Raw genomic sequence first — 19,043 nt, 5'->3', positions numbered from 1 at the left:
CCCGCCCGGCTACATGACCCGACCGAACCACCAGAGCGACAGCATGCCGGCGCACGCCGCCAGCAGCGCGCCGAATGCTGCGAAAAATGCCGTAATCTCCACCTGATCGCGCTTGTCGAAGGCCAGCCGGGTGCCCAGCGTGCGGTAGACCTTCTTCATGCCCGAGGCATCCTCGATACGGAAATACTCGGCGCCGGTGGCATCGGCCACCTGCTTCAGCACGGCCTCGTCGAGCTTGACGCGCGCCGACCAGCCATCCACGGACAGCACCACCCCCTCGGGCGTGCCCACCCCCACGGTGTAAACCCGCACGCCGTGCGCGGCGGCCAGTTGCGCGGCCTGCAACGTGGTCGGGCCCGCGTTGCTTTCGCCATCCGAGAACAGCACGATGGCACCGGGCGCGTACGAGCCCGGCGCCACTGCCTCGGTATCGGCATCGGGGCTGACGCCCGCGCCCTGCCCCTTGCGCGACGGTTCCTCGTCGTTCATCAGCCGCTGGGCGTCGCCCGCGGCCTGCGGCAGCAGCGTGGTCAACGCCACCAGCATGCCGTTGCCAAGCGCGGTGCCGCCCTGCGGCTGCAGCCGTTCGATGGCGGCGGTGGCTTCCTCCTTGCTGCGCGTGGGCGGCTGCGCCACGGCGGCGGTGCCAGCCATCGCCACGATGGCCACCTTGACGCCGGCCGGCTGGGCATCCACGAGGCTGCGCGCGGCCAGTTGGGCGGCGCGGATGCGGGTTGGCGCCACATCGCGGGCCCGCATGCTGCCGGACAGATCCACCACCAGCACTACCGTATCGAGCCGCGACGGCAGCGTCAGCACCGCCTGGGGCCGGGCGATGGCGAACGTCAGCGCGGCCAGCGCCACGAGGATCAGCAGCGGCGCCACGTGGCGCCGCCAGCCGGCGCGGCCCGGCGTGGCCAGCCCCACCGTGCGCAGCGCGGGATACGCCACGGCCGTGCGGCGGCGCCGGCGGTCCAGCCAGACATAGGCGGCCGCCAGCACCAGCAGCAGCGCCATCAGCCACAGCATGCCGGGCCACAGGAAGCTGACCGCCGGCAGCCGGTTGATGGCCGCGAGGGCCTGCGTGGCATCGATCATGCCGCTCCCCTGGCAGTGGCGGCGTTACGAGCCCCCGGGGCGCCCTGCCGGTGGCGCCGCTCACGCGCGAACTGCAGCAGCGCCATGTCGAGCCGGGCGTACGTGGACAGCGTCAGGCAATCCACGCCCGCCCGCGCGAAGCCCTCGCGCAACTCGTTCTCGCGTGCCGCCGCCGCGTCGGCAAAGCGCTTGCGGAAGGCCGGGTCATGCGTATCGACGAACAACTGCTCGCCGGTCTCGGCGTCCTGCAGCACCACCAGGCCAAGGTCGGGCAGCGCCATTTCAAGCGGATCGACCAGCCGCACCGCCACCACCTCGTGGCGCCGCGCCAGCATGGCCAGCGGCGCCTGCCAGCCCGGCGCACTGATGAAATCGGATACGACGAACAGCACCGAGCGGCGCCGGGCCATGGCGCGGGCGTGGTCTAGCAGGTCGCCGAGCCGCGTTTCGCCGGGCGAGGCGGCCGGCGTGGCCTGCATGCGGTCGATCAGGTGCAGCAGATGGCGGCGCCCGGCGCGGGCGGGCACCACCGACGCGGCCGCCTGCCCGGCGCCGCCGTACAGCACGGCGCCCACGCGGTTGCCGTAGCGCGTCAGCAGCATCGCCATGACCGTGGTGAAATCGCCGAGCAGGTCGCGCTTGCGCACCGTGCCGGAGCCGAAGTCGATCGAGCCGCTGAGGTCGAGCAGGAACCAGGCGGCCACCTCGCGGTCTTCCTGGAACTCGCGCACGTGCGGCTGCTGCAGCCGCGCGGTGACGTTCCAGTCGATATGGCGCACGTCGTCGCCGGGCCGGTACTCGCGCAGATCGGCCAGGTCCAGCCCGAAGCCCCGGAACAGCGTGCGGTAGTCGCCTTGCAGCAGGCCGTCGAGCCGGCGCACGACGGTCCATTCCAGCCGGCGCAGCAGCGCGTCGGCCTGGCGGCCCGCCGGCACCGTTGGTGCCGGTGGCGGCACAGGGGCGTCCGGCGCGCGCCGGCGCTTATCGAACAGCCGCCTGAACATGGGATTCCAGCGGCCGTTCGGGCATCGGCAGCGCCTGCAGGATGCGGTGCACCAGCTGGTCGGCGGTCACGCCGTCGGACATCGCCTCGTACGACAGCACCAGCCGGTGGCGCAGCACGTCGGGCACGAGGTCGATCACGTCCTCGGGCAGCGCGTAGTGCCGCGCGCGCAGGAAGGCCAGCGCGCGGGCGCCCTCGATCAGGCCGATGGTGGCGCGCGGGCTGGCGCCGAACGTCACGTAGCGGTCCAGGTCGTCGAGCCCGTAGCCGCCGGGCTTGCGCGTGGCGGCCACCACGCGCACCGCGTACTGGATCAGCCCCGGATCGACATAGACCTTGCGGCACGCCTCCTGCAGCCCGGCCAGCTGCTCCGGCGTGGCGATGGCGCCCACCCCGATGCGCGGCCCGGTCACCCGGTTCACGATGACCACTTCCTCCTCCTCGCTCGGGTAGCCCACCAGCACCTTCATCATGAAGCGGTCCACCTGGGCCTCGGGCAGCGGGTACGTGCCCTCGGTCTCGATCGGGTTCTGCGTGGCCATGACCAGGAACGGGGTGGGCACGCGGTGGCTTTCGCCGGCGATCGTCACCTGTTTCTCCTGCATCACTTCCAGCAGCGCGCTCTGCACCTTGGCGGGCGCCCGGTTGATTTCATCGGCCAGCAGCAGGTTGGCGAACACCGGGCCGCGCACCGTCGAGAACTCGCCCGTGCCCTGGTTGTACATGCGCGTGCCGACGAGGTCGGCCGGCAGCAGGTCTGGCGTGAACTGGATGCGCTTGAACGTGCCGCTCATGGTGCGCGCCAGCGTGTTGACCGTCAGCGTCTTGGCCAGCCCGGGCACGCCCTCCACCAGCAGGTGGCCGCCGGACAGCATCGCCACCAGCACCCGTTCGAGGAAATGATCCTGCCCCACCACCACGCGCTTCACCTCGAACAGCAGGCGCTCCATCAGGTTGGCGCTGTCCACAGCGTCCCGTGCTTGGTCGTTCATAAGCCCCCGCGTGTCTAGAAAGGTGAAGATCCGATGGCGGCGCCGGCGCTCTCGATGGTGATCGCGAAGCCGATGCCGATGAAGGTGCCGCTCTGGTTGGGATTCAGGATGGCGGTGACGATGCCCACCACTTCGCCGTCCATGTTGACGAGCGGGCCGCCCGAGTTGCCGGGGTTGGCCGCGGCGTCGAACTGGATCAGGCGGTCGAGCTTCTGGCGGCGGTCCGGCGAGACGAACTCGCGGTCCAGCCCCGACACCACGCCGGCCGAGATCGACGGGCCGATGCCGAACGGAAAGCCCACCGCCACCACCTCGCTGCCGGGCGCCAGGTCCTGGCTCGACCCCAGCACGGCGGCCGGCAGGTCGTCCGGGATCGAACGGGGACGCAGGATGGCCAGGTCCTTCTCGGGGATGGCCTGCGCCAGCGTGGCCTCGGCGGTCTGGCCGTTGTGGAACCTGACTTCGATGCGGTGCGCGTCGGCCACCACGTGGTAGCTGGTGATGATCATGCCGCTTTCGGTGACCACCACGCCCGAGCCGATATGGCCGGCCTCGTCCCGCTCGCCGCCACCCTCCTTGTGCGGGTCGGCCTGCGCCGATTCCTCGCGCGGTGCCGGCGCCGGAGCCGGTGCCGGGGTGGGCGCGGCCTTCTTCGACGGGCCGGGGGCGGCCTTGGGCGAGGGCTTGTGCTGGGGATAGGTGTGGGCGCGCTTGCGCGAGGAGTCGCCGGGCGAGCCATCGGGCTTCACGTCGGGAATGGGCGCGGCTTTCGCCACTTTGGCGGGCTTGTCCTTGGGCGAATAGCTCATGACTTCGACCACCGACTCCCGCACCGCCTCGGCCGCGCGGGCCGGGCGCGACGGCAGCGTCCTGGTCTGCAGGGTGTGCAGCACGGCCTTGTCGATATCTGCCTGGGTCAGCGCGCGGCGGGCCGGCGGCGCCATCGACGTGGCGAGGAAGCCGCCCGCGACGACCAGCACGATGACTGCCGCGACACATCCGTAGATCGTCTTCCGCTTCATCGCAGCCCTCCCTTCGCGCCTTGGAAAATACAGTACCATCCTCTTAACCACGCGCCAAGGAGCAGGGCATGCAGTTTCTCTGGCCACAAGTGCTCTGGCTGCTGCTGGCGCTCCCGTTGCTGGCAGCCGCCTACCTGTATCTGATCGCACGGCGCAAGAAGGGCGCGGTTCTCTATGCAAGCCTTTCATTGCCGCGCGCCGCGCTGGGCCCCCGCCAGCGTGTGCGCCGCCATGTTCCCCCGTTTCTGTGCCTGCTCGGCCTGGCCGCTGCACTGATTGCGTGCGCGCGGCCGGTGGCTACCGTGACGCTGCCGTCCGACGTCATCACGCTGGTGCTGGCGATGGATGTCTCGCGCAGCATGGAAGCCACCGATGTGGCACCCACCCGGATGACCGCGGCGCAGCAGGCCGCGCGCGACCTGATCGTGGGGCTGCCCGCCAGCGTGCGGCTCGGCATCGTTTCCTTTGCCACCACGGCGACCGTGGTGCTGCCCCCCACGTCGAACCGCCAGGACATGCTCGATGCGATCGACCGCTTCCAGCTGCAGCGCGGCACCGCCACCGGCAGCGGACTGATCCAGTCGCTGGCCGTGCTGTTTCCCGACGACGGGATCGACCTGGAAACCATCCTGTTCAGCACCGAGGCGTCGCGCTTTGGCGCCCGCACGGCCCCGCTCGACGAGGCCGCCGCCGCCGATGCGGCCCGCAAGCGCGAGCAGGAGCGGCCGCCGGTGCAACCGGGGTCGTACCGGCACGGGGCGGTGATCCTGCTCAGCGACGGCCGGCGCACCACGGGCCCCGACCCGCTCGACGCGGCGCGCATGGCCGCCCAGCGCGGCGTGCGGGTCTATACGGTGGGATTCGGCTCGCCGCAGGGCGGCGTGGCCGGAGAGCCGAGCCTGTCGTACTTCATGCAGCTCGACGAGCCGTCCTTGCGCGCGGTGGCGACGATGACCGGCGGGGAGTACTTCCAGGCCGGCTCGGCAGCCGACCTGTCGCAGGTGTATCGCCAGTTGAGTGCCCGCTTTGCGCTGGAACGCAAGGAAACCGAGGTCAGCGCGCTGCTGGCGGCCACGGCGGCGGTGTTGCTGCTGCTGGCGGGCACGCTGTCGATGCTGTGGTTCCGGCGCTGAAGCGCCCCCGCCGGTCAGCCCGCCTGCCCTTCCCCGTCGTCGCGCCGCCATTGCCGGCGCTGCGCGCGCAGCCGCTTCAGCACGGGCAGGTGCAAGCGCCAGCGTGACTTTGCCTGGCCATGGGAATCCACCAGCAGGCTCAGCGCGCGGGCATAGTCGCGCACCAGCCCCGGCGTCCACGCCATGGTCTTGCCGCGTTTGCGGATCTGGGCGGCCAGCCACAGTTCGGGCGTCAGCATGACCTGCAGCAGGATGCCCCAGGTGTGCCGGTTGCCGCGCCGGCGCAGCAGCGCCCCCTCCACGGCGGCTTCGAGCGCACGCGCCACGCTGACGGCGCAGTTCCGGTAGGTCAGGTTGTAGGTGGTATCGGCGCGCCAGGCATGCCAGAAGCGCTCCAGCCGCGCCGCGTCATAGTTGCGCAGATAGACGCGCGCCGTGGATTCGCCGCGCCGCGCCGCCTCGGACGGGTAATCGGGCTCGAAGATGCCGGCCACGTCGTTATCGACCGACGCACGCAACGCCTGCGTCACGCTCTCGGGCGTGCGGCTCAGCGGCTCGGCCGGATCGAAGCTGATGTAGATGCCTTCAGGCGACTGCAGCGCCGCATGGCCGGTCCAGATCGCGCCGCTGGCGTCCACCGCGGCGATATAGCGGTCGATCAGCGGGCGCCGCCGCAACGGCTGGCCCGCGCCCGAGGGTGTCCAGACGTGCACGGTCAGCGCGGCGGCGTCAGCCCCGGTCTCGGGCGGCAGGTCGCGCGGCGGCGGGAACAGCAGCGTCTTGGTCATCTTGTGCACGGGCGCCTGCTCGGCGTCGGCCGTCCAGAGCGGCGGCGCGGTGCGCTGCTCGTGCGGCGCCACCCGGCCATGGCGCCGGCGCGGGCCGTGCATCAGGCTCTCGATGGTGGCCGTCTCGGGAATCCGCATGGCGCGGTAGGCCAGCATCACCATGCTCCAGCCGCCGAACAGCAGCCACATCGACAGCGCGTACGGCACGGTGCCGGCGTAATGCGTGGGCCACGGCTGGTAGAAGAAGATGGCGATCAGGATTTCGAGCACGCCCATGCCCACGGCCCAGCGCCAGCGCGGAAACCGCACCACGCTGGCAGAGATGCACTGCAGCAAGCCGTCGACCAGAAACAGCGTGCCGAAGATCATCGACAGCCAGAAATTGCCGTGATGGTGGCCCGCCAGCACCAGCGATGCCGCCACGCACAGCGACAGCGCCTTGAAGATGCGCATCGCGCGCATGCCCCCGGCGCCGACGATGGCCACCACGAACGTGCCCACCCCGGCCGCCAGCAGCAGCATGGCGAACAGTTCCAGCGGAAAGAAGCGCGCGCTGTCCAGGCCGTCGACGAACAGCGCGACGCCGGCCGCCAGGAAGGCGATGCCGAGCCAGAACATTCCGCGCGCGCGCTCGCGCAGATAGTCGAATCCCAACAGGATCAGCACGAGGCGGATCATCGTTTCCCCAGGCGACGGTCTCCCCGCGGATTCTAGCCACAACGTTGCGCCCGCGCGACCTTGTATTACTATCGTCACATCGCCGCCCCCGGCCCTTCCCGCTTCAGGAGACCTTCCCATGCAATCCGCAGGCACACGCTTTGTCGTGGTGGCGACGCTCGTCGCCGTGGCCTACCTGGCCATCGCGGTACTGTCCGGTGCCATGGCGGCCAGCGAGACCCAGGCCGTGGCGGTGTGGCTGGCCTCGGGCGTCAGCTTCGGGGCCTGGCTGGTGTGCGCACCGGGCCGCCGACTGGCCGTGCTGGCGGGCACCGCCGTGGCGTCGCTGCTCTGGGGGCTGGCCGCGCACGATCTGGATGCCGGCGCCTCGCTGGCCTTCGCGGCGATCGAAACCGGCAGCATCGCGCTGGGCGCGGCCATCGCCGCACGCGGGCAGCGCGAGCCGCCCCAGCCGCTGTTGCAGGCGGCGCTGATGGTGGTGGGCGCCATGGTGACCGGCGCGGTGGGCGCCACGCTGGCCAACGAGTTCTGGCGCTGGCTGCGGCCCGGCAACATCGCCTTCGCCGCCGAGTGGCGCGCGTGGGCGTTCTCCACCGTGGTGGGCATCCTGCTGGTGGCGCCGGTCATTACCGGCTTCCGGGGCTTCGCGGTCAAGCGCTCGGGCGGCATGCCGATGAAGCAGTTCGGCGCCGGCGCGGGCATGTTCGGGCTGTTCCTGCTGACCACGCTGGTGGTGTTTCATCCCAGCATGCACGAGCGCTTCGACGCCGTGGCGCCCACGCTGACGTACCTGCCGATGCCGTTCCTGCTGCTGGCGTCGATGTTCTGGGGCCCGCGCGGCGGCTCGGTGGCCACGCTGCTGGGCGCGGTGCTGATCATCTGGCTGACCGCCAATGGCGGCGGCCCGTTCACGATCAACGAAGGGTTCCAGGGCGAGGCCGTGATCGAGGTGCAGGCCTACGTCTGGGTCTGGGCGGTGCTGCTGCTCGTGGGCCGCGCGCTCAACGAGGCGCGGCGGCTGGCGCTGACCACGGCGCGCGAGTGGCAGTTGCGCTACGAGCGCACGCTGCACGCCACCGGCGTGGCCAGCGTGGAGTTCGACGCGGTGACCGGCGCTGCCGTCTGGGGGGAATCGGCCGAGGCCGTGCTGGGCGCGGAGGCCACCCAGCTGCGCAATATCCGCGACTGGCTCGACCGCGTGGACATTGCCAACCGGCCGTTCGCGCAGGCCGGCTGGGACGCGGTGGCCAGCGGCCAGCGCGACACCAGCAGCGACGCCTACGAGGTGCATCTGGACGGCCGCGACGTGCATATCCAGGCGCGCCTGGCGCCCGTGCGCGGGCCGGACGGCGCCGTCGAGCGTGTGGCCTGCCTGCTGCGGATGGCCGCGCCCGCCGGTGCGGGCGTGGCCGGAGCGCGCCATGCGTGAGCCCGGCGTGTTCCTGATCCACGGGCTCGGCGGCACGCAGTACGACCTCGGCTCGATGCACAAGCGGCTCAAGAACGCCGGCTTCGTCACGCACTCGCTGACGCTGCCGGGACACGGCACCCGCCCCGAGGATCTGGTCGATGTGCGCGTGGAAGACTGGCTGGCCGCCGTGCGCGAGAAATACCTCGAAGTCCGCGCGCAGCACGACGTGCTGCACCTGATGGGCATGTGCATGGGGTCGCTGCTGGCCGTGGAAACCGCCAAGCGCGAGCGCCACGACAAGGGCAAGCTCGTGGTGCTGGCGCCGCCGGTCTACATCGACGGCTGGGCCACGCCGTGGTATCGCGGTGCGCGCGGCCTGCTCTACCGCGTGCCGGGGGTGCCCGCGCGCATGAAGGTGATGGAGGAAGACCCGTACGGCATCAAGAACGAGCAGCTGCGCGCCATCGTCAAGGCCAAGTTCGAGCGCGGCGAGAATTTTCACTACGGCTGGGTACCGCTGGCCTGCATCCGCGAGGTGGACCGCCTGCGCGGGTTCGTGATGACCGGGCTCGACCAGATCGTCTGCCCGACGCTGGTGGTGCATGCGCGCGAGGACGAACTGACCAGCCTGCGCTCGGCCAGCTATCTCGTGGAGCATATCGGGGGCAAGACCCGCGCCGGGCTGGCGCGGATGGTGGTGCTGGAAGACAGCTACCACATGGTCTGCGTCGACAACGACCGCGAGATCGTGGCGCGCAACGTGCTGGAGTTCCTCGACGCCAGCACGGCAGCGTCGCTGGGCATGGGACCGGTGGATGCCGCGATGCCGCCGGCCGAGGTGCTCGCCCTGCTTGGCAGCGTGCGACAGTGGCTGGAGATGGGCGACTTTGCCGCGCTGTTCGGCGCCGGCATCCCCGATTTCGCCTGGCTGCAACCCGGTCACAACCGCAGTTCGGGCGTCTGGCGGGGCACGAAGGGGCTGGCGCGGCTCAAGGGGTGGGCGCAGGGCGATGCGCCGGTGCACTTCGGCGCGTTCGGCATGCCGAGCCTCAATGCGGGCGTGGCGGTGCTGCCGGCCACGCTGCAGGCCGGCACGTTCGCCTCGCCCGGCGTGCTGGCCGTGGCGCTGCGCGCGGGCAGGCTGCTGGAAGTGCGGTGGTTCCCCGATGACGTGGCGATCGAAGACGCCTATTTTGGCGGACAGCCTGCCGCCGCCGGACCCTCGGCACTGGAGAAGGCATTCGCCGAGGCCGCCGCCGTGTCGAAAACCCTGCGCCAGGCACCGGACAACGACACGCTGCTGGCGCTCTACTCGCTCTACAAGCAGGGCAGCGCCGGCGACGTGACCGGCGAGCGGCCGGGGATGATGGATATGGTCGGGCGCGCCAAATGGGATGCATGGGCCGCGCGCCGTGGCACCGGGGCGGCCGAGGCCATGCAGGGCTATGTGACGCTGGTGGCCGAACTGAAGGGGCGGGAGACGGTGGCGGCCTGAGCCAGTGCTTGGCCGGCTCCCCTCTCCTGCATGCGGGAGAGGGGAGCGCATAGCGACCGCCGACGTATCTGCCCGCAATGACCGATAATGCGCCTCCTCCCCCCAACCCTCCCCCGCTCATGTCCAGCACCGCCGGCCGACGCATCGATCTCACCACGCTGTTCCTGCTGACCTTCCCGCCGCTGGCCTGGGCGGGCAACGCCATCGTGGGACGCCTGGCGGCGGGCACCATTCCGCCGATCACGCTCAATTTCGTGCGCTGGGTGCTGGCCGGGCTGCTGCTGGCGCCCTATGCCTGGCGCGGCGTGCTGGCCCACCGGGCAGCGCTGCGCCAGCACGCGGGCGTGCTCGCGGCGATGGGCGCGCTCTCGATCGCCAGCTACAACGCGTTCCAGTATCTGGCGCTGACCACCTCCACGCCGATCAACGTCACGCTGATCGGGGCGTCCACGCCGCTGTTCCTGCTGATCATCGGTGCGCTGTTCTTCGGCGAGCGGGTCAAGGGCTGGCACGTGGCCGGCGCGCTGCTGTGCCTGGTGGGGGTGTCGTTCGTGCTGCTGCGGGGCGACGTGGCGCGGCTGGCACAGCTCGATTTCGTGGCGGGTGACCTGTTCATGCTGGCCGCCACGGTCACGTGGAGCGCCTACACCTGGCTGCTGCGCAAGCAGCGCCCCGACCTGCCGCTGCCAGTGCTGCTGTTCGCGCAGATCGTCACCGGCGTCATCGTCAGCCTGCCGTTCACCGCCTGGGAGCTGGCCACGCTCGACCATGCGCTGCAGTGGAACCCCAAGGTGGCCGGCATCCTGCTCTACGTGGCGACGATCCCCTCGCTGATGGCCTACTTCGTCTGGGACCGCGCCATCGCGCGGGCCGGCGCCCAGCTGCCGGTGTTCTTCATCACGCTGACGCCGCTGTTCGCGGCGCTGCTCTCCACGCTGCTGCTGGGCGACTGGCCGCGCTGGTACCACGCGGCCGGGCTCGCTTTCATCGCGGCCGGCATCGTCCTGGCCCAGCGGCGCTGAGCGCCAGGGCGACGCCGGGCGCCGTTCAGCGGCCCAGGCTCAGGTCCATGATCATGCGCGCGCCCAGGTAGAGGCGGCGCGGAATGGCGTCGATCATGATGTACTCGTCGGCGTTGGTATGGTAGCCGGCGCCCGGCAGCCCCATGCCTTCGAGCACGGGCTTGCCCGACAGCGCCGCGTAGGCGGCGTCGCTGCCCCCGCCGATCCGCACGTTCGAGATCTCGATCCTGCCGCCCACTTCGTTGTAGATCGACTGGCCCCTGGCCGCCAGCGCCTGGCCGCCCTCCGAGGCATTGAAGGCCGGGCGTCCGCGCAGCACGTCGATCGTGATCTCCGCCTCGGGCAGGCGCTTCTGCTGGGCGCGTTCGTTGAGCATGGCCGTGATCGCGTCGAGATCCTGGTTCCTGCCGTAGCGCATGTCGGCGGTCAGCGTGGCCACGGCCGGAATCGCGTTCGAGGCCGAGCCGGCCGACGCCAGCGTCCAGTTGAAGCGGATTTCGCGGTCCTTGTTGTCGATATCCTGCGTGCGCAGGATCAGCGCGGCCGCCTCGGTCAGCGCGTTGACGCCGAGTTCGGGCGCCACGCCGGCGTGCGACGCGCGGCCCCTGATCGTGGCCGTGGCATGCGCGATGCCCGACGTGGCAAGGCCAAAGCTCTCCTGCGATGCCGCCGAGGGTTCGTGCGAGAGCACATAGTCATGGCTGGCCGACAGCGACTGGATCAGCTCGCGCGAGCCGAACGAGCCGGTTTCCTCGTCGGTATTGAACAGCACGGTCAGCGTGCCGTACTCGCGGAAGCTGCGCGCGTTGAGCAGCGCCAGCGTGTTCAGGATCACCGCGATGCCGCCCTTGTCGTCGGCGATGCCCGGCCCGTAGGCGCGGTTGCCGTCGACCCGGAACGGCGCGTCCTTCAGGAAGCCGCGCGGGTAGACCGTATCCATGTGCGCCATCAGCAGGATATGGCGGGTGCCGGTGCCGCGCAGCGTGCCGACGATGTTGTCGCCGGGGGTGCCGTCGGCAGCCTTGTGCCGCGTGACGGTGGCGCCCAGCGCCACGAGCTGGCCGGCCAGGTAATCGCCCATCTGCGCCAGTCCGACCGCGTCGCCCGGCCCGCTCTCGATATTGACCAGCGCCTCCAGCATGGCCACGGTGGGCGCCTGCTGGCTTCTCGACGCGGTGTCGAGCGCGCTGTCATAGGTGGCCGGCGCCGCCGCGCTGTCGCCACAACCGCTGGAAACCAGCACCGCCGCGCCCAGCGCCGCCGCGGTCAATATAAGTCTTCGCATCGCGTTTCACTCCTTGGTCTACGGGAATGCCCGCGCCGGCGGCGCGCGGGACGTGCGATGCGCAAACTCTGCAAGCCATCGGCGTCATGCCGCGCCGGGACGGGCGCGGGCATTTGGCCAGCAAAGCGAGATTCGGAAATTGACCAGAGACAAGGGATGTGTCGCCAGCGCCGGGCCCGCCGCAGCGGGCCCGCCCTTCAGTAGTACCCGCGCGGCCGGGCGGGCTCCACGCCGCCCACGCTGGTCATGTAAGCCTTCCACTGGGCGATCAGCGCATCCAGAATCGTCTGATTGGCGGCCGACACATCGGTGGTCTCGCCGCGGTCCGCCCTGAGGTCGAACAGCTCCCAGTGGCCATCCGCCGGACCGCTCGGCGGCTCGGTCCAGAGCGCCTTCCAGCGGCCATCGGCGCTGCGCAATTGGGCGCGGCCGTACGATTCCTCGCCGAACGGGGTGGTGCGCACCTCGCCGGTGGCCTCGCCGGTCAGCAGCGGCAGCAGCGAGTGGCCCGTGACCGGCCAGACATTGCGGCCGTTGTAGACCACCTTGCCCCGGTTCGCATCGATGCCGGTCACGCTGTCCACCGCCGCCGGTGCCGCCTGCGTGGGCAGCGCCACGCCCGCCACGGCCAGGAAGGTGGCGGTGTTGTCGGTCACGTGGGTGAAGGCGTCGAGCGTGGGCTGCTGCGCGGTCTGGCCCGGCAGCCTGACCACGGCCGGCGTGGAGATGCCGCCCTCGCCCATGTAGCCCTTGAGCTGGCGGAACGGCGCGGCGCTGACCTCGGCCCAGCGCAGCCCGTACTGGAGCTTGGGCACAGCCTGCAGGCCGTTGTCCTTGCCCAGTGCCGAGAACGCCGGCTCCTGCGCATTGGCGGTGTCGTAGGCGGTGGGGTCGGCGCTGTTCGGCCAGCCCTCGGCGCCGTTGTCCGACTGGAACATGATGAACGTGTTGTCGTACTCGCCGATGTCCTTCAGGTGCTGCACCAGCAGGCCGATGTTGTGGTCGAGGTTCTCGACCATGCCCGCGTAGATCTCCATGTAGCGCGCCTGCACCTTGCGCTCGTCGGCCGACAGGCTGGCCCAGGTCTTGTTGACGTAGCCGGGGCCGTAGTCGGTGTAGCCCTGCGCGGGGCCGTTCAGCGCGTTGATGTACTTCGCACCGGCCGTGCCGTTGTTGGCGCTGGCGGGCGAGGCGGCCAGCGCCTCCGGTGCGCCGGCGTACGGGTCGAAGCCGGCCGGCAGGATGCCCAGCGCCTTCTGGCGCGCGATGCGCGCGGCGCGGATGGCCTCGTAGCCCGCGTCGTAGCGGCCCTTGTACTTGCTGAGCCAGGGTTCGGGCACCTGCAGCGGCCAGTGCGGCGACGTGTAGGCGGCGTAGGCGAAGAACGGCTTGCCGTCGGCCTTGTTCGCGTCGATGTACTGGATCAGTTTCTGCGTGTAGAAATCCGTGGAATAGAACACGGCCGGCGATCCGCCCGCGCCACCGGGCTGCCCCGGCTGGCCCGGCTGCACGTACTGGCCGTCTTCGGTGTAGTTCTTCGAGCCGGCTGACTCGTGGGCGAAGTGGTTCGACGCCGCGCCGCCCAGCAGCGCGTAGCTGCGCTCGAAGCCCCACTGGTCGGGCGTCTTGCCGCTGGAGGCCGCCGAGCCGGCGATGCCGGAACCCAGGTGCCACTTGCCAGCCATGTAGGTGTGGTAGCCGGCATCCCGCAGCAGCTGCGCCACGGACAGCGAGCTGTCGTTCAGGTAGCCCTCGTAGCCGGGCAGGCCCTTGCGTTCGTCGTTGGGTGCGCCCATCGTGCCCTCGCCCACCAGGTGGTGGTCGGTGCCCGAAATCAGCATCGAGCGCGTGATCGCGCAGACCGTGCCCGTGTGGTGGTTGGTCAGGATGCGGCCCGAGGCCACCAGCGCGTCGAGGTTGGGCGTGGCAATCTCGCCCCCGAAGGCGCCGATGTCCGAATAGCCGAGATCGTCGGCCATGATGTAGAGGATGTTGGGCCGCTTCTGCGCCGGGGCCGGCGTGGTCGGCGCCGGGGTGCCCGGGGTACCGCCCGAGGCGAGCGGCGTGTTGTTGTCGGACCCGCAGGCCACCAGGCCCACGAGCGCGGCGGCGCCGGCGGCCGCCAGCGCGAGACGGGTAACGGGCACCGCGCGGCGGCTCGGCCGCGCGGACGGGGATGCGTGATGGAGTGTCATTGTTGTTGTCACGACCGTGGAAAGAGCAGCGATGCTATGCCCGCGTGCGCCGTTGACGAAGCAACATTTCCGCATGCCGATCCTCGAAAAACGTGCTTGGGCGCGGGGCCCGGAGCGCGCTATGCTGGCTGCCCTCTTCGGCGCTTTCGGCCCGGGCCGGGACGGATGGCACGCAATCTGCTGCGCGGTGACTCTCTACCCCTATCCCGAGAAGAGGAGATCCCCCCATGGCAAAGAAGCCAGTGCAGCAAGGCAGCGACCCGGCGAACGGCAGCGGCCAGACCCCGAATCCGTCGCACGGCACGGGTAATAACAACGACGGCACCTACGAAAAAGCCGTGGCGGACCGCCTGGCGGCCAAGCCGGGCCAGTTGGGCTCGCCCAGCGTGGGCAATCTCGTCTCCAACGCGGGCAAGACGCTGACGACCAACTCCGGCCTGCAGATCCCCGAGGACGACAACTCGCTGAAGCTCGGCCTGCGTGGCCCCACGCTGCTGGAAGATTTCCACCTCCGTGAAAAGATTACGCACTTCGATCACGAACGCATTCCGGAACGCGTGGTCCATGCGCGGGGTGCGGCCGCCCACGGCTATTTCGAACTGACCGAGTCGCTGGAGGACTACACCACCGCCGAACTGCTGACCCGCGTGGGCGAGAAGACGCCGGTCTTCGTGCGCTTTTCCACGGTGGCAGGCTCGCGCGGCTCGGCCGACCTGGCGCGCGACGTGCGCGGCTTCGCCACCAAGTTCTACACCCGCCAGGGCAATTTCGACCTCGTGGGCAACAATATCCCGGTGTTCTTCATCCAGGACGGCATCAAGTTTCCGGACTTCGTGCATTCGGTGAAGCCGGAGCCGCACAACGAGATCCCGCAGGCCGCCTCGGCGCACGACACGTTCTGGGATTTCGTGTCGCTGCAGCCCGAATCGATGCACATGGTGCTCTGGACCATGTCGGGCCGCGCCATTCCGCGCAGCTTCCGCACCATGGAGGGCTTCGGCGTCCACACGTTCCGGCTGATCAACGCCCGGGGCGAATCGACGCTGGTCAAGTACCACTGGAAACCGGTGGCCGGCGCCCACTCGCTGATCTGGGACGAGGCGCTCAAGATCAACGGCAAGGACCCCGACTTCCACCGCCGCGACATGTGGGATGCCATCGAGGCCGGGCAGTTCTTCGAGTACGACCTTGGCGTGCAGCTGGTGCCCGAGGCCGACATGCTCAAGTTCGGCTTCGACCTGCAGGACCCGACCAAGATCATCCCAGAGGAACTGGTGCCGGTTCGCCGCATCGGCCGCATGGTGCTGAACCGCAACCCGGACAACTTCTTCGCCGAGACCGAGCAGGTGGCGTTCCACCCCGGCCATATCCTGCCTGGCATGGACTTCACCAACGACCCGCTGCTGCACGCGCGGCTGTTCTCGTACATCGACACGCAGATCACGCGGCTGGGCGGCCCGAACTTCCACGAGCTGCCGATCAACCGCCCGCTGTGCCCGGTGCACAACAACCAGCGCGACGGCTTCATGCGCCAGACCATCGTGCAGGGCAAGGAGAGCTACCAGCCAAACTCGGTCAGCGGTGGCTGCCCGTTCCTGGCTGGCGATGCCGACGCCTACCGCCACTTCCCGGCCCCGGCCGAGGACGGCGCCGTGAAGAACCGCATCCGCGCGCATACGTTCGCCGACCATTTCTCGCAGGCCAACCTGTTCTGGCGCAGCCAGTCAGACGTGGAGAAGAAGCAGATCATCGACGCCTACACGTTCGAGCTGTCGAAGGTGTTTTCGCCCGATATCCGCGCCCGCGTGGTCGGCCAGATCGTGCACATCGCGCCGGAACTGGCGCAGGGCGTGGCGGACAACCTCGGCATTGCCGTGGAACCGGTGGGCCAGCCGAAGCCGATCGACGACTACGGCGTTCCCCGGTCGCCGGCGCTGAGCCTCGACGCCCAGCCCAAGGGCGACATCACGGGCCGCAACATCGCCGTGCTGGTCAATGACGGGGTGGACGACAAGGCCGTGGCGTCGCTGCAGGCGCTGGGCACCGCCGCCCGCGCCAACATCAAGATCGTCGGGCCGCGCGCCATGGGCGTGACCACGGCCGGCGGCGCCATGCTGCCGGTGGACCACGCGCTGGCCTCGGTGGGCTCGGTGCTGTTCGACGCGGTGTACGTGCCGGACAACCCGACGCCGCCCGCCGAGCCCGATCCGAATGCGCTGCTGTTCATCGCCGAGTCCTACAAGCACTACAAGGCGGTGGGCGCGGGCGGCACGGGCGCGGCGCTGGTGGCCGAGGCGGCAAGCCGGGTGGGCCTGCCCGGCGGGTTCGCCGGGCCGGGGCTGGTCATGGCACCGGCCGAGGACCAGGCGAAGCACCAGGAATTCCTCGACGCCGTGGGGCAGCACCGCTGGTGGCAGCGCCCCGACGCGCTGAAGATCCCGGTCTGAGCGCCTGAGCCGGCCGGACGGGCCAGGGGCCCTCCGGCCGGCGTGCGAGGAGCGTCGTCGCCATGACCGATCCAGACAGCATTCCCTCCGACACTGCGCGGCACGCCGACACCGACATGCGCGCGATCGCCCATTTCCTGCAGCGCCAGTCGCTGACGCTGGCGACAGCCGAATCGTGCACGGCGGGCCTGATCGCCTCGCGCATCGCCGAAGTACCCGGCTGCGGCGCGGTCCTGCGGCTGGCCATCGTCACCTACGATCCCGGCGCCAAGACCGGCGTACTGCACGTGCCGCGGGAGACCATCGACCGGCATGGCCTGACCAGCGAAGCGGTGTCGCTGGCCATGGCGCGGGGCATGAGCGGGTACACGGACGCGAGCCTCGTCATCGCCAACACCGGCGTGGCCGATGATGGCGCCGACGACGGCACGCCGCCCGGGACCCAGTGCTTTGCCTGGCGCTTCCGTCGCGGCGGCGCGGTCCCGGACGATATCGAATTCAGCGAGACGCGCCGCTTTCCCGGCGACCGCAACGAGATCCGCATGGCGGCGGCCAGCTATGCGCTGTCGCGCGTGCAGCATTACCACACGCTGGCTGCCCGGCGCTGAGCCGCCTCAGCCAGGCACGTTGCGCGCCGGCACCGCCTCGGCCCACATCTCCCTTGCCGTGGCGCGCAGCACCTCGCGCGCCTGCGAATCGCCGCTGCGCAACGCCTTCATGTAGTGGCGCACGGCTTCCACGGGCATGTGTGGCGGCACGGGCGGAACCGCCGGGTTGGTCAGCACGTCGAGCACGACCGGCCGCTTCGCCTGCAACGCCTGCTCCCACATCGGGCCAACCGCGTCGGGGGTCTCTACCCGGATGCCGTCGAGCCCCAGCATGCGCGCGTAGGCCGCGTAGTCGAACGGTGGCACGGTCTGCGAGGTGTCAAACCGGCGATCGCCGCCGAGCGAGCGCTGCTCCCACGTCACCATGTTCAGGTCGCCGTTGTTGAGCACGAGCACGATCAGCCGCGGGTCGGTCCACTCGTGCCAGCGTGCCGCCACGGTGATCAGTTCGTTGATGCCGTTCATCTGCATCGCGCCGTCGCCTTCGAGCGCAATGGCCAGCCGCCCCGGATGGCAGCACTTGGCGGCGATGGCGTAGGGCAGCGCCGGCGCCATGGTGGCCAGCCCGCCAGACAGCGTTCCCATCATGCCGCGTTGCATGCGGATATCGCGCGCGTACCAGCTGGCGGCGGTGCCGGAATCCGCGCACAGGATGGCATCGGCGGGCAGCCGCGAAGACAGCTCCCAGAACACGCGCTGGGGGTTGATCGGTACCGCGTCGTCCATGGCGCGCTTTTCGAGTACGCGCCACCAGCGCTCGGTGTTGGCCTCCACCTGCTCGCGCCAGCCGAAGTCGGTGCGCGCGTCGAGCCGGGGCAGCAATGCCGTGAGCGTCTCGCGTGCGTCGCCCACCATCGGCACCTCCATCGGGTAGCGCAGGCTGAGCTTGCGGCCGTCCAGGTCGATCTGCACGCCGCGCGCCTGCCCTTCCTGCGGCAGGAACTCCGAGTACGGGAACGACGAGCCGACCATCAGCAGCGTGTCGCAGTCGCTCATCAACTGCCAGCTTGCCTTCGTGCCGAGCAGGCCGATGCTACCCGTCACATACGGCAGGCTGTCCGGCAGCACGGCCTTGCCGAGCAACGCCTTGGCCACGCCAGCCCCGAGCCGCTCGGCCACGGCGATCACCTCGTCGGTGGCGCCCAGCGCTCCCGCGCCAACCAGCATCGCCACCTTCTTCCCGGCGTTGAGCACTTCGGCGGCACGGTCGAGCGTGGCCTCGTCGGGCACCACGCGGGGCCGCACGTAGCCCACGCCACTGTGTACCGTGCCATGCTCGGCCGGCGGCACCGGCACGGCGTCCATCTCCTGGATGTCATTGGGCAGGATCACGCAGGTCACCGTGCGCTGGTCCAGCGCGATGCGGGCCGCGCGGTCGATCAGGTGCCGCACCTGTCCCGGCGTGACGGCCATCTGCACGTATTCGTGGGCAACGTCCTTGAACAGCGAGAGCAGGTCGACTTCCTGCTGGTAGTCTCCGCCCAGTGCCGCACGGCGCTGCTGGCCGACCAGGCACAGCACGGGCTGGTGGTCGGCCTTGGCGTCGTAAAGGCCGTTCAGCAGATGGATGGCGCCCGGACCTGACGTGGCCAGGCACACCCCCATCTCGCCGGTGAACTTGGCGTGCGCGCAGGCCATCATGGCGGCACTCTCCTCGTGCCGCACCTGGATCAGGCGCGGGCCCTGGGCCTCGGCGCGGTCCAGCGCACCCAGCATGCCGTTGATGCCATCGCCGGGGTAGCCGTAGATGCGCGCCACGCCCCAGGCGCGCAGGCGTTCGAGTATGAAATCGGCAACGGTAGCCATGTGCTTGAAGTCCCTGTAGTGCCAGGCAATGTGGATAAAAGCAGTAAAGATTGCATTCCC

14 protein-coding genes are annotated in these 19,043 nt (G+C 70.2%); 6 read left to right on the top strand and 8 right to left on the bottom strand.

Annotated elements, in window-relative coordinates:
• Positions 1-9 precede the first annotated feature (9 nt).
• Genes EV147_RS22635 through EV147_RS22620 form a run of 4 tightly spaced genes read right to left on the bottom strand, consistent with a single transcriptional unit; the run spans position 10 to position 4,115 of the window.
• Positions 10-1,098 (bottom strand): VWA domain-containing protein, encoded by a 1,089-nt coding sequence (locus EV147_RS22635; RefSeq protein ID WP_130393456.1) that lies wholly within the window; start codon positions 1,096-1,098, stop codon positions 10-12.
• Positions 1,095-2,102 carry a DUF58 domain-containing protein gene (locus tag EV147_RS22630; protein ID WP_130393455.1) on the bottom strand — a complete coding sequence of 336 codons (1,008 nt, stop codon included), beginning with the start codon at positions 2,100-2,102 and terminating at the stop codon, positions 1,095-1,097. Before EV147_RS22630 ends, EV147_RS22635 begins: the two co-directional genes overlap by 4 nt.
• Positions 2,080-3,093, bottom strand: coding sequence for an AAA family ATPase (locus EV147_RS22625; RefSeq protein WP_130393454.1), 1,014 nt, complete (start codon positions 3,091-3,093; stop codon positions 2,080-2,082). Before EV147_RS22625 ends, EV147_RS22630 begins: the two co-directional genes overlap by 23 nt.
• 14 nt (positions 3,094-3,107) lie before the next feature.
• Positions 3,108-4,115: a S1C family serine protease gene (locus tag EV147_RS22620; RefSeq protein ID WP_130393453.1), complete on the bottom strand. Its 1,008-nt coding sequence runs from the start codon at positions 4,113-4,115 to the stop codon at positions 3,108-3,110.
• A 68-nt stretch (positions 4,116-4,183) separates the two neighbouring features.
• Between EV147_RS22620 and EV147_RS22615 the strand changes: the two genes are divergently transcribed.
• Positions 4,184-5,248 carry a VWA domain-containing protein gene (locus EV147_RS22615; protein ID WP_130393452.1) on the top strand — a complete coding sequence of 355 codons (1,065 nt, stop codon included), beginning with the start codon at positions 4,184-4,186 and terminating at the stop codon, positions 5,246-5,248.
• 14 nt (positions 5,249-5,262) lie between these two features.
• Here the strand turns inward: EV147_RS22615 and EV147_RS22610 are convergent, their stop codons facing one another.
• On the bottom strand, positions 5,263-6,714 hold the full coding sequence (locus tag EV147_RS22610) for an HdeD family acid-resistance protein (protein ID WP_130393451.1): 1,452 nt from the start codon (positions 6,712-6,714) through the stop codon (positions 5,263-5,265).
• 118 nt (positions 6,715-6,832) lie between these two features.
• On the opposite strand from EV147_RS22610, the gene EV147_RS22605 reads away from it, so the two are divergent.
• The 3 genes from EV147_RS22605 to EV147_RS22595 all read left to right on the top strand — a co-directional run bounded on the left by EV147_RS22605 (position 6,833) and on the right by EV147_RS22595 (position 10,642).
• Positions 6,833-8,143, top strand: coding sequence for an MASE1 domain-containing protein (locus tag EV147_RS22605; RefSeq protein WP_130393450.1), 1,311 nt, complete (start codon positions 6,833-6,835; stop codon positions 8,141-8,143).
• Positions 8,136-9,620, top strand: a complete 1,485-nt coding sequence (locus EV147_RS22600) for an acyl-CoA-binding protein (protein WP_130393449.1) — start codon at positions 8,136-8,138, stop codon at positions 9,618-9,620. The genes EV147_RS22605 and EV147_RS22600 overlap by 8 nt, the downstream gene beginning before the upstream one ends.
• Positions 9,621-9,739: 119 nt before the next feature.
• On the top strand, positions 9,740-10,642 hold the full coding sequence (locus EV147_RS22595; RefSeq protein WP_130393448.1) for a DMT family transporter: 903 nt from the start codon (positions 9,740-9,742) through the stop codon (positions 10,640-10,642).
• A 25-nt stretch (positions 10,643-10,667) separates the two neighbouring features.
• Here EV147_RS22595 and EV147_RS22590 read toward each other — a convergent pair whose 3' ends face one another.
• A complete protein-coding gene (locus tag EV147_RS22590; RefSeq protein WP_130393447.1) occupies positions 10,668-11,927 on the bottom strand; it encodes a glutamate carboxypeptidase in 1,260 nt (419 codons plus the stop codon).
• Between the two features lie 197 nt (positions 11,928-12,124).
• Positions 12,125-14,122: an arylsulfatase gene (locus EV147_RS22585; protein WP_130393446.1), complete on the bottom strand. Its 1,998-nt coding sequence runs from the start codon at positions 14,120-14,122 to the stop codon at positions 12,125-12,127.
• Positions 14,123-14,349: 227 nt separating this feature from the next.
• On the opposite strand from EV147_RS22585, the gene EV147_RS22580 reads away from it, so the two are divergent.
• Together EV147_RS22580 and EV147_RS22575 are read left to right on the top strand one after the other, a co-directional pair.
• A complete protein-coding gene (locus EV147_RS22580; protein ID WP_130393445.1) occupies positions 14,350-16,569 on the top strand; it encodes a catalase in 2,220 nt (739 codons plus the stop codon).
• A gap of 62 nt (positions 16,570-16,631) precedes the next feature.
• On the top strand, positions 16,632-17,177 hold the full coding sequence (locus EV147_RS22575; RefSeq protein ID WP_235844929.1) for a CinA family protein: 546 nt from the start codon (positions 16,632-16,634) through the stop codon (positions 17,175-17,177).
• Between the two features lie 6 nt (positions 17,178-17,183).
• Here EV147_RS22575 and EV147_RS22570 read toward each other — a convergent pair whose 3' ends face one another.
• Positions 17,184-18,983 carry a thiamine pyrophosphate-requiring protein gene (locus EV147_RS22570; protein ID WP_130393444.1) on the bottom strand — a complete coding sequence of 600 codons (1,800 nt, stop codon included), beginning with the start codon at positions 18,981-18,983 and terminating at the stop codon, positions 17,184-17,186.
• Between the last annotated feature and the right edge of the window lie 60 nt (positions 18,984-19,043).

Source organism: Cupriavidus agavae (assembly GCF_004217045.1).
Classification (GTDB): Bacteria; Pseudomonadota; Gammaproteobacteria; order Burkholderiales; family Burkholderiaceae; genus Cupriavidus; species Cupriavidus agavae.
This window is presented reverse-complemented; position numbering and strand designations above follow the sequence as displayed.

Excerpts from the sequence above, each read along its gene's own strand:
- EV147_RS22625 (WP_130393454.1), bottom strand. The coding sequence starts at position 3,093 with ATGAACGACCAAGCACGGGACGCTGTGGACAGCGCCAACCTGATGGAG.
- EV147_RS22610 (WP_130393451.1), bottom strand. The coding sequence starts at position 6,714 with ATGATCCGCCTCGTGCTGATCCTGTTGGGATTCGACTATCTGCGCGAG.
- EV147_RS22635 (WP_130393456.1), bottom strand. The coding sequence starts at position 1,098 with ATGATCGATGCCACGCAGGCCCTCGCGGCCATCAACCGGCTGCCGGCG.
- EV147_RS22630 (WP_130393455.1), bottom strand. The coding sequence starts at position 2,102 with ATGTTCAGGCGGCTGTTCGATAAGCGCCGGCGCGCGCCGGACGCCCCT.
- EV147_RS22620 (WP_130393453.1), bottom strand. The coding sequence starts at position 4,115 with ATGAAGCGGAAGACGATCTACGGATGTGTCGCGGCAGTCATCGTGCTG.
- EV147_RS22570 (WP_130393444.1), bottom strand. The coding sequence starts at position 18,983 with ATGGCTACCGTTGCCGATTTCATACTCGAACGCCTGCGCGCCTGGGGC.
- EV147_RS22605 (WP_130393450.1), top strand. The coding sequence starts at position 6,833 with ATGCAATCCGCAGGCACACGCTTTGTCGTGGTGGCGACGCTCGTCGCC.
- EV147_RS22575 (WP_235844929.1), top strand. The coding sequence starts at position 16,632 with ATGACCGATCCAGACAGCATTCCCTCCGACACTGCGCGGCACGCCGAC.
- EV147_RS22600 (WP_130393449.1), top strand. The coding sequence starts at position 8,136 with ATGCGTGAGCCCGGCGTGTTCCTGATCCACGGGCTCGGCGGCACGCAG.
- EV147_RS22595 (WP_130393448.1), top strand. The coding sequence starts at position 9,740 with ATGTCCAGCACCGCCGGCCGACGCATCGATCTCACCACGCTGTTCCTG.
- EV147_RS22580 (WP_130393445.1), top strand. The coding sequence starts at position 14,350 with ATGGCAAAGAAGCCAGTGCAGCAAGGCAGCGACCCGGCGAACGGCAGC.
- EV147_RS22590 (WP_130393447.1), bottom strand. The coding sequence starts at position 11,927 with ATGCGAAGACTTATATTGACCGCGGCGGCGCTGGGCGCGGCGGTGCTG.
- EV147_RS22615 (WP_130393452.1), top strand. The coding sequence starts at position 4,184 with ATGCAGTTTCTCTGGCCACAAGTGCTCTGGCTGCTGCTGGCGCTCCCG.
- EV147_RS22585 (WP_130393446.1), bottom strand. The coding sequence starts at position 14,122 with ATGACACTCCATCACGCATCCCCGTCCGCGCGGCCGAGCCGCCGCGCG.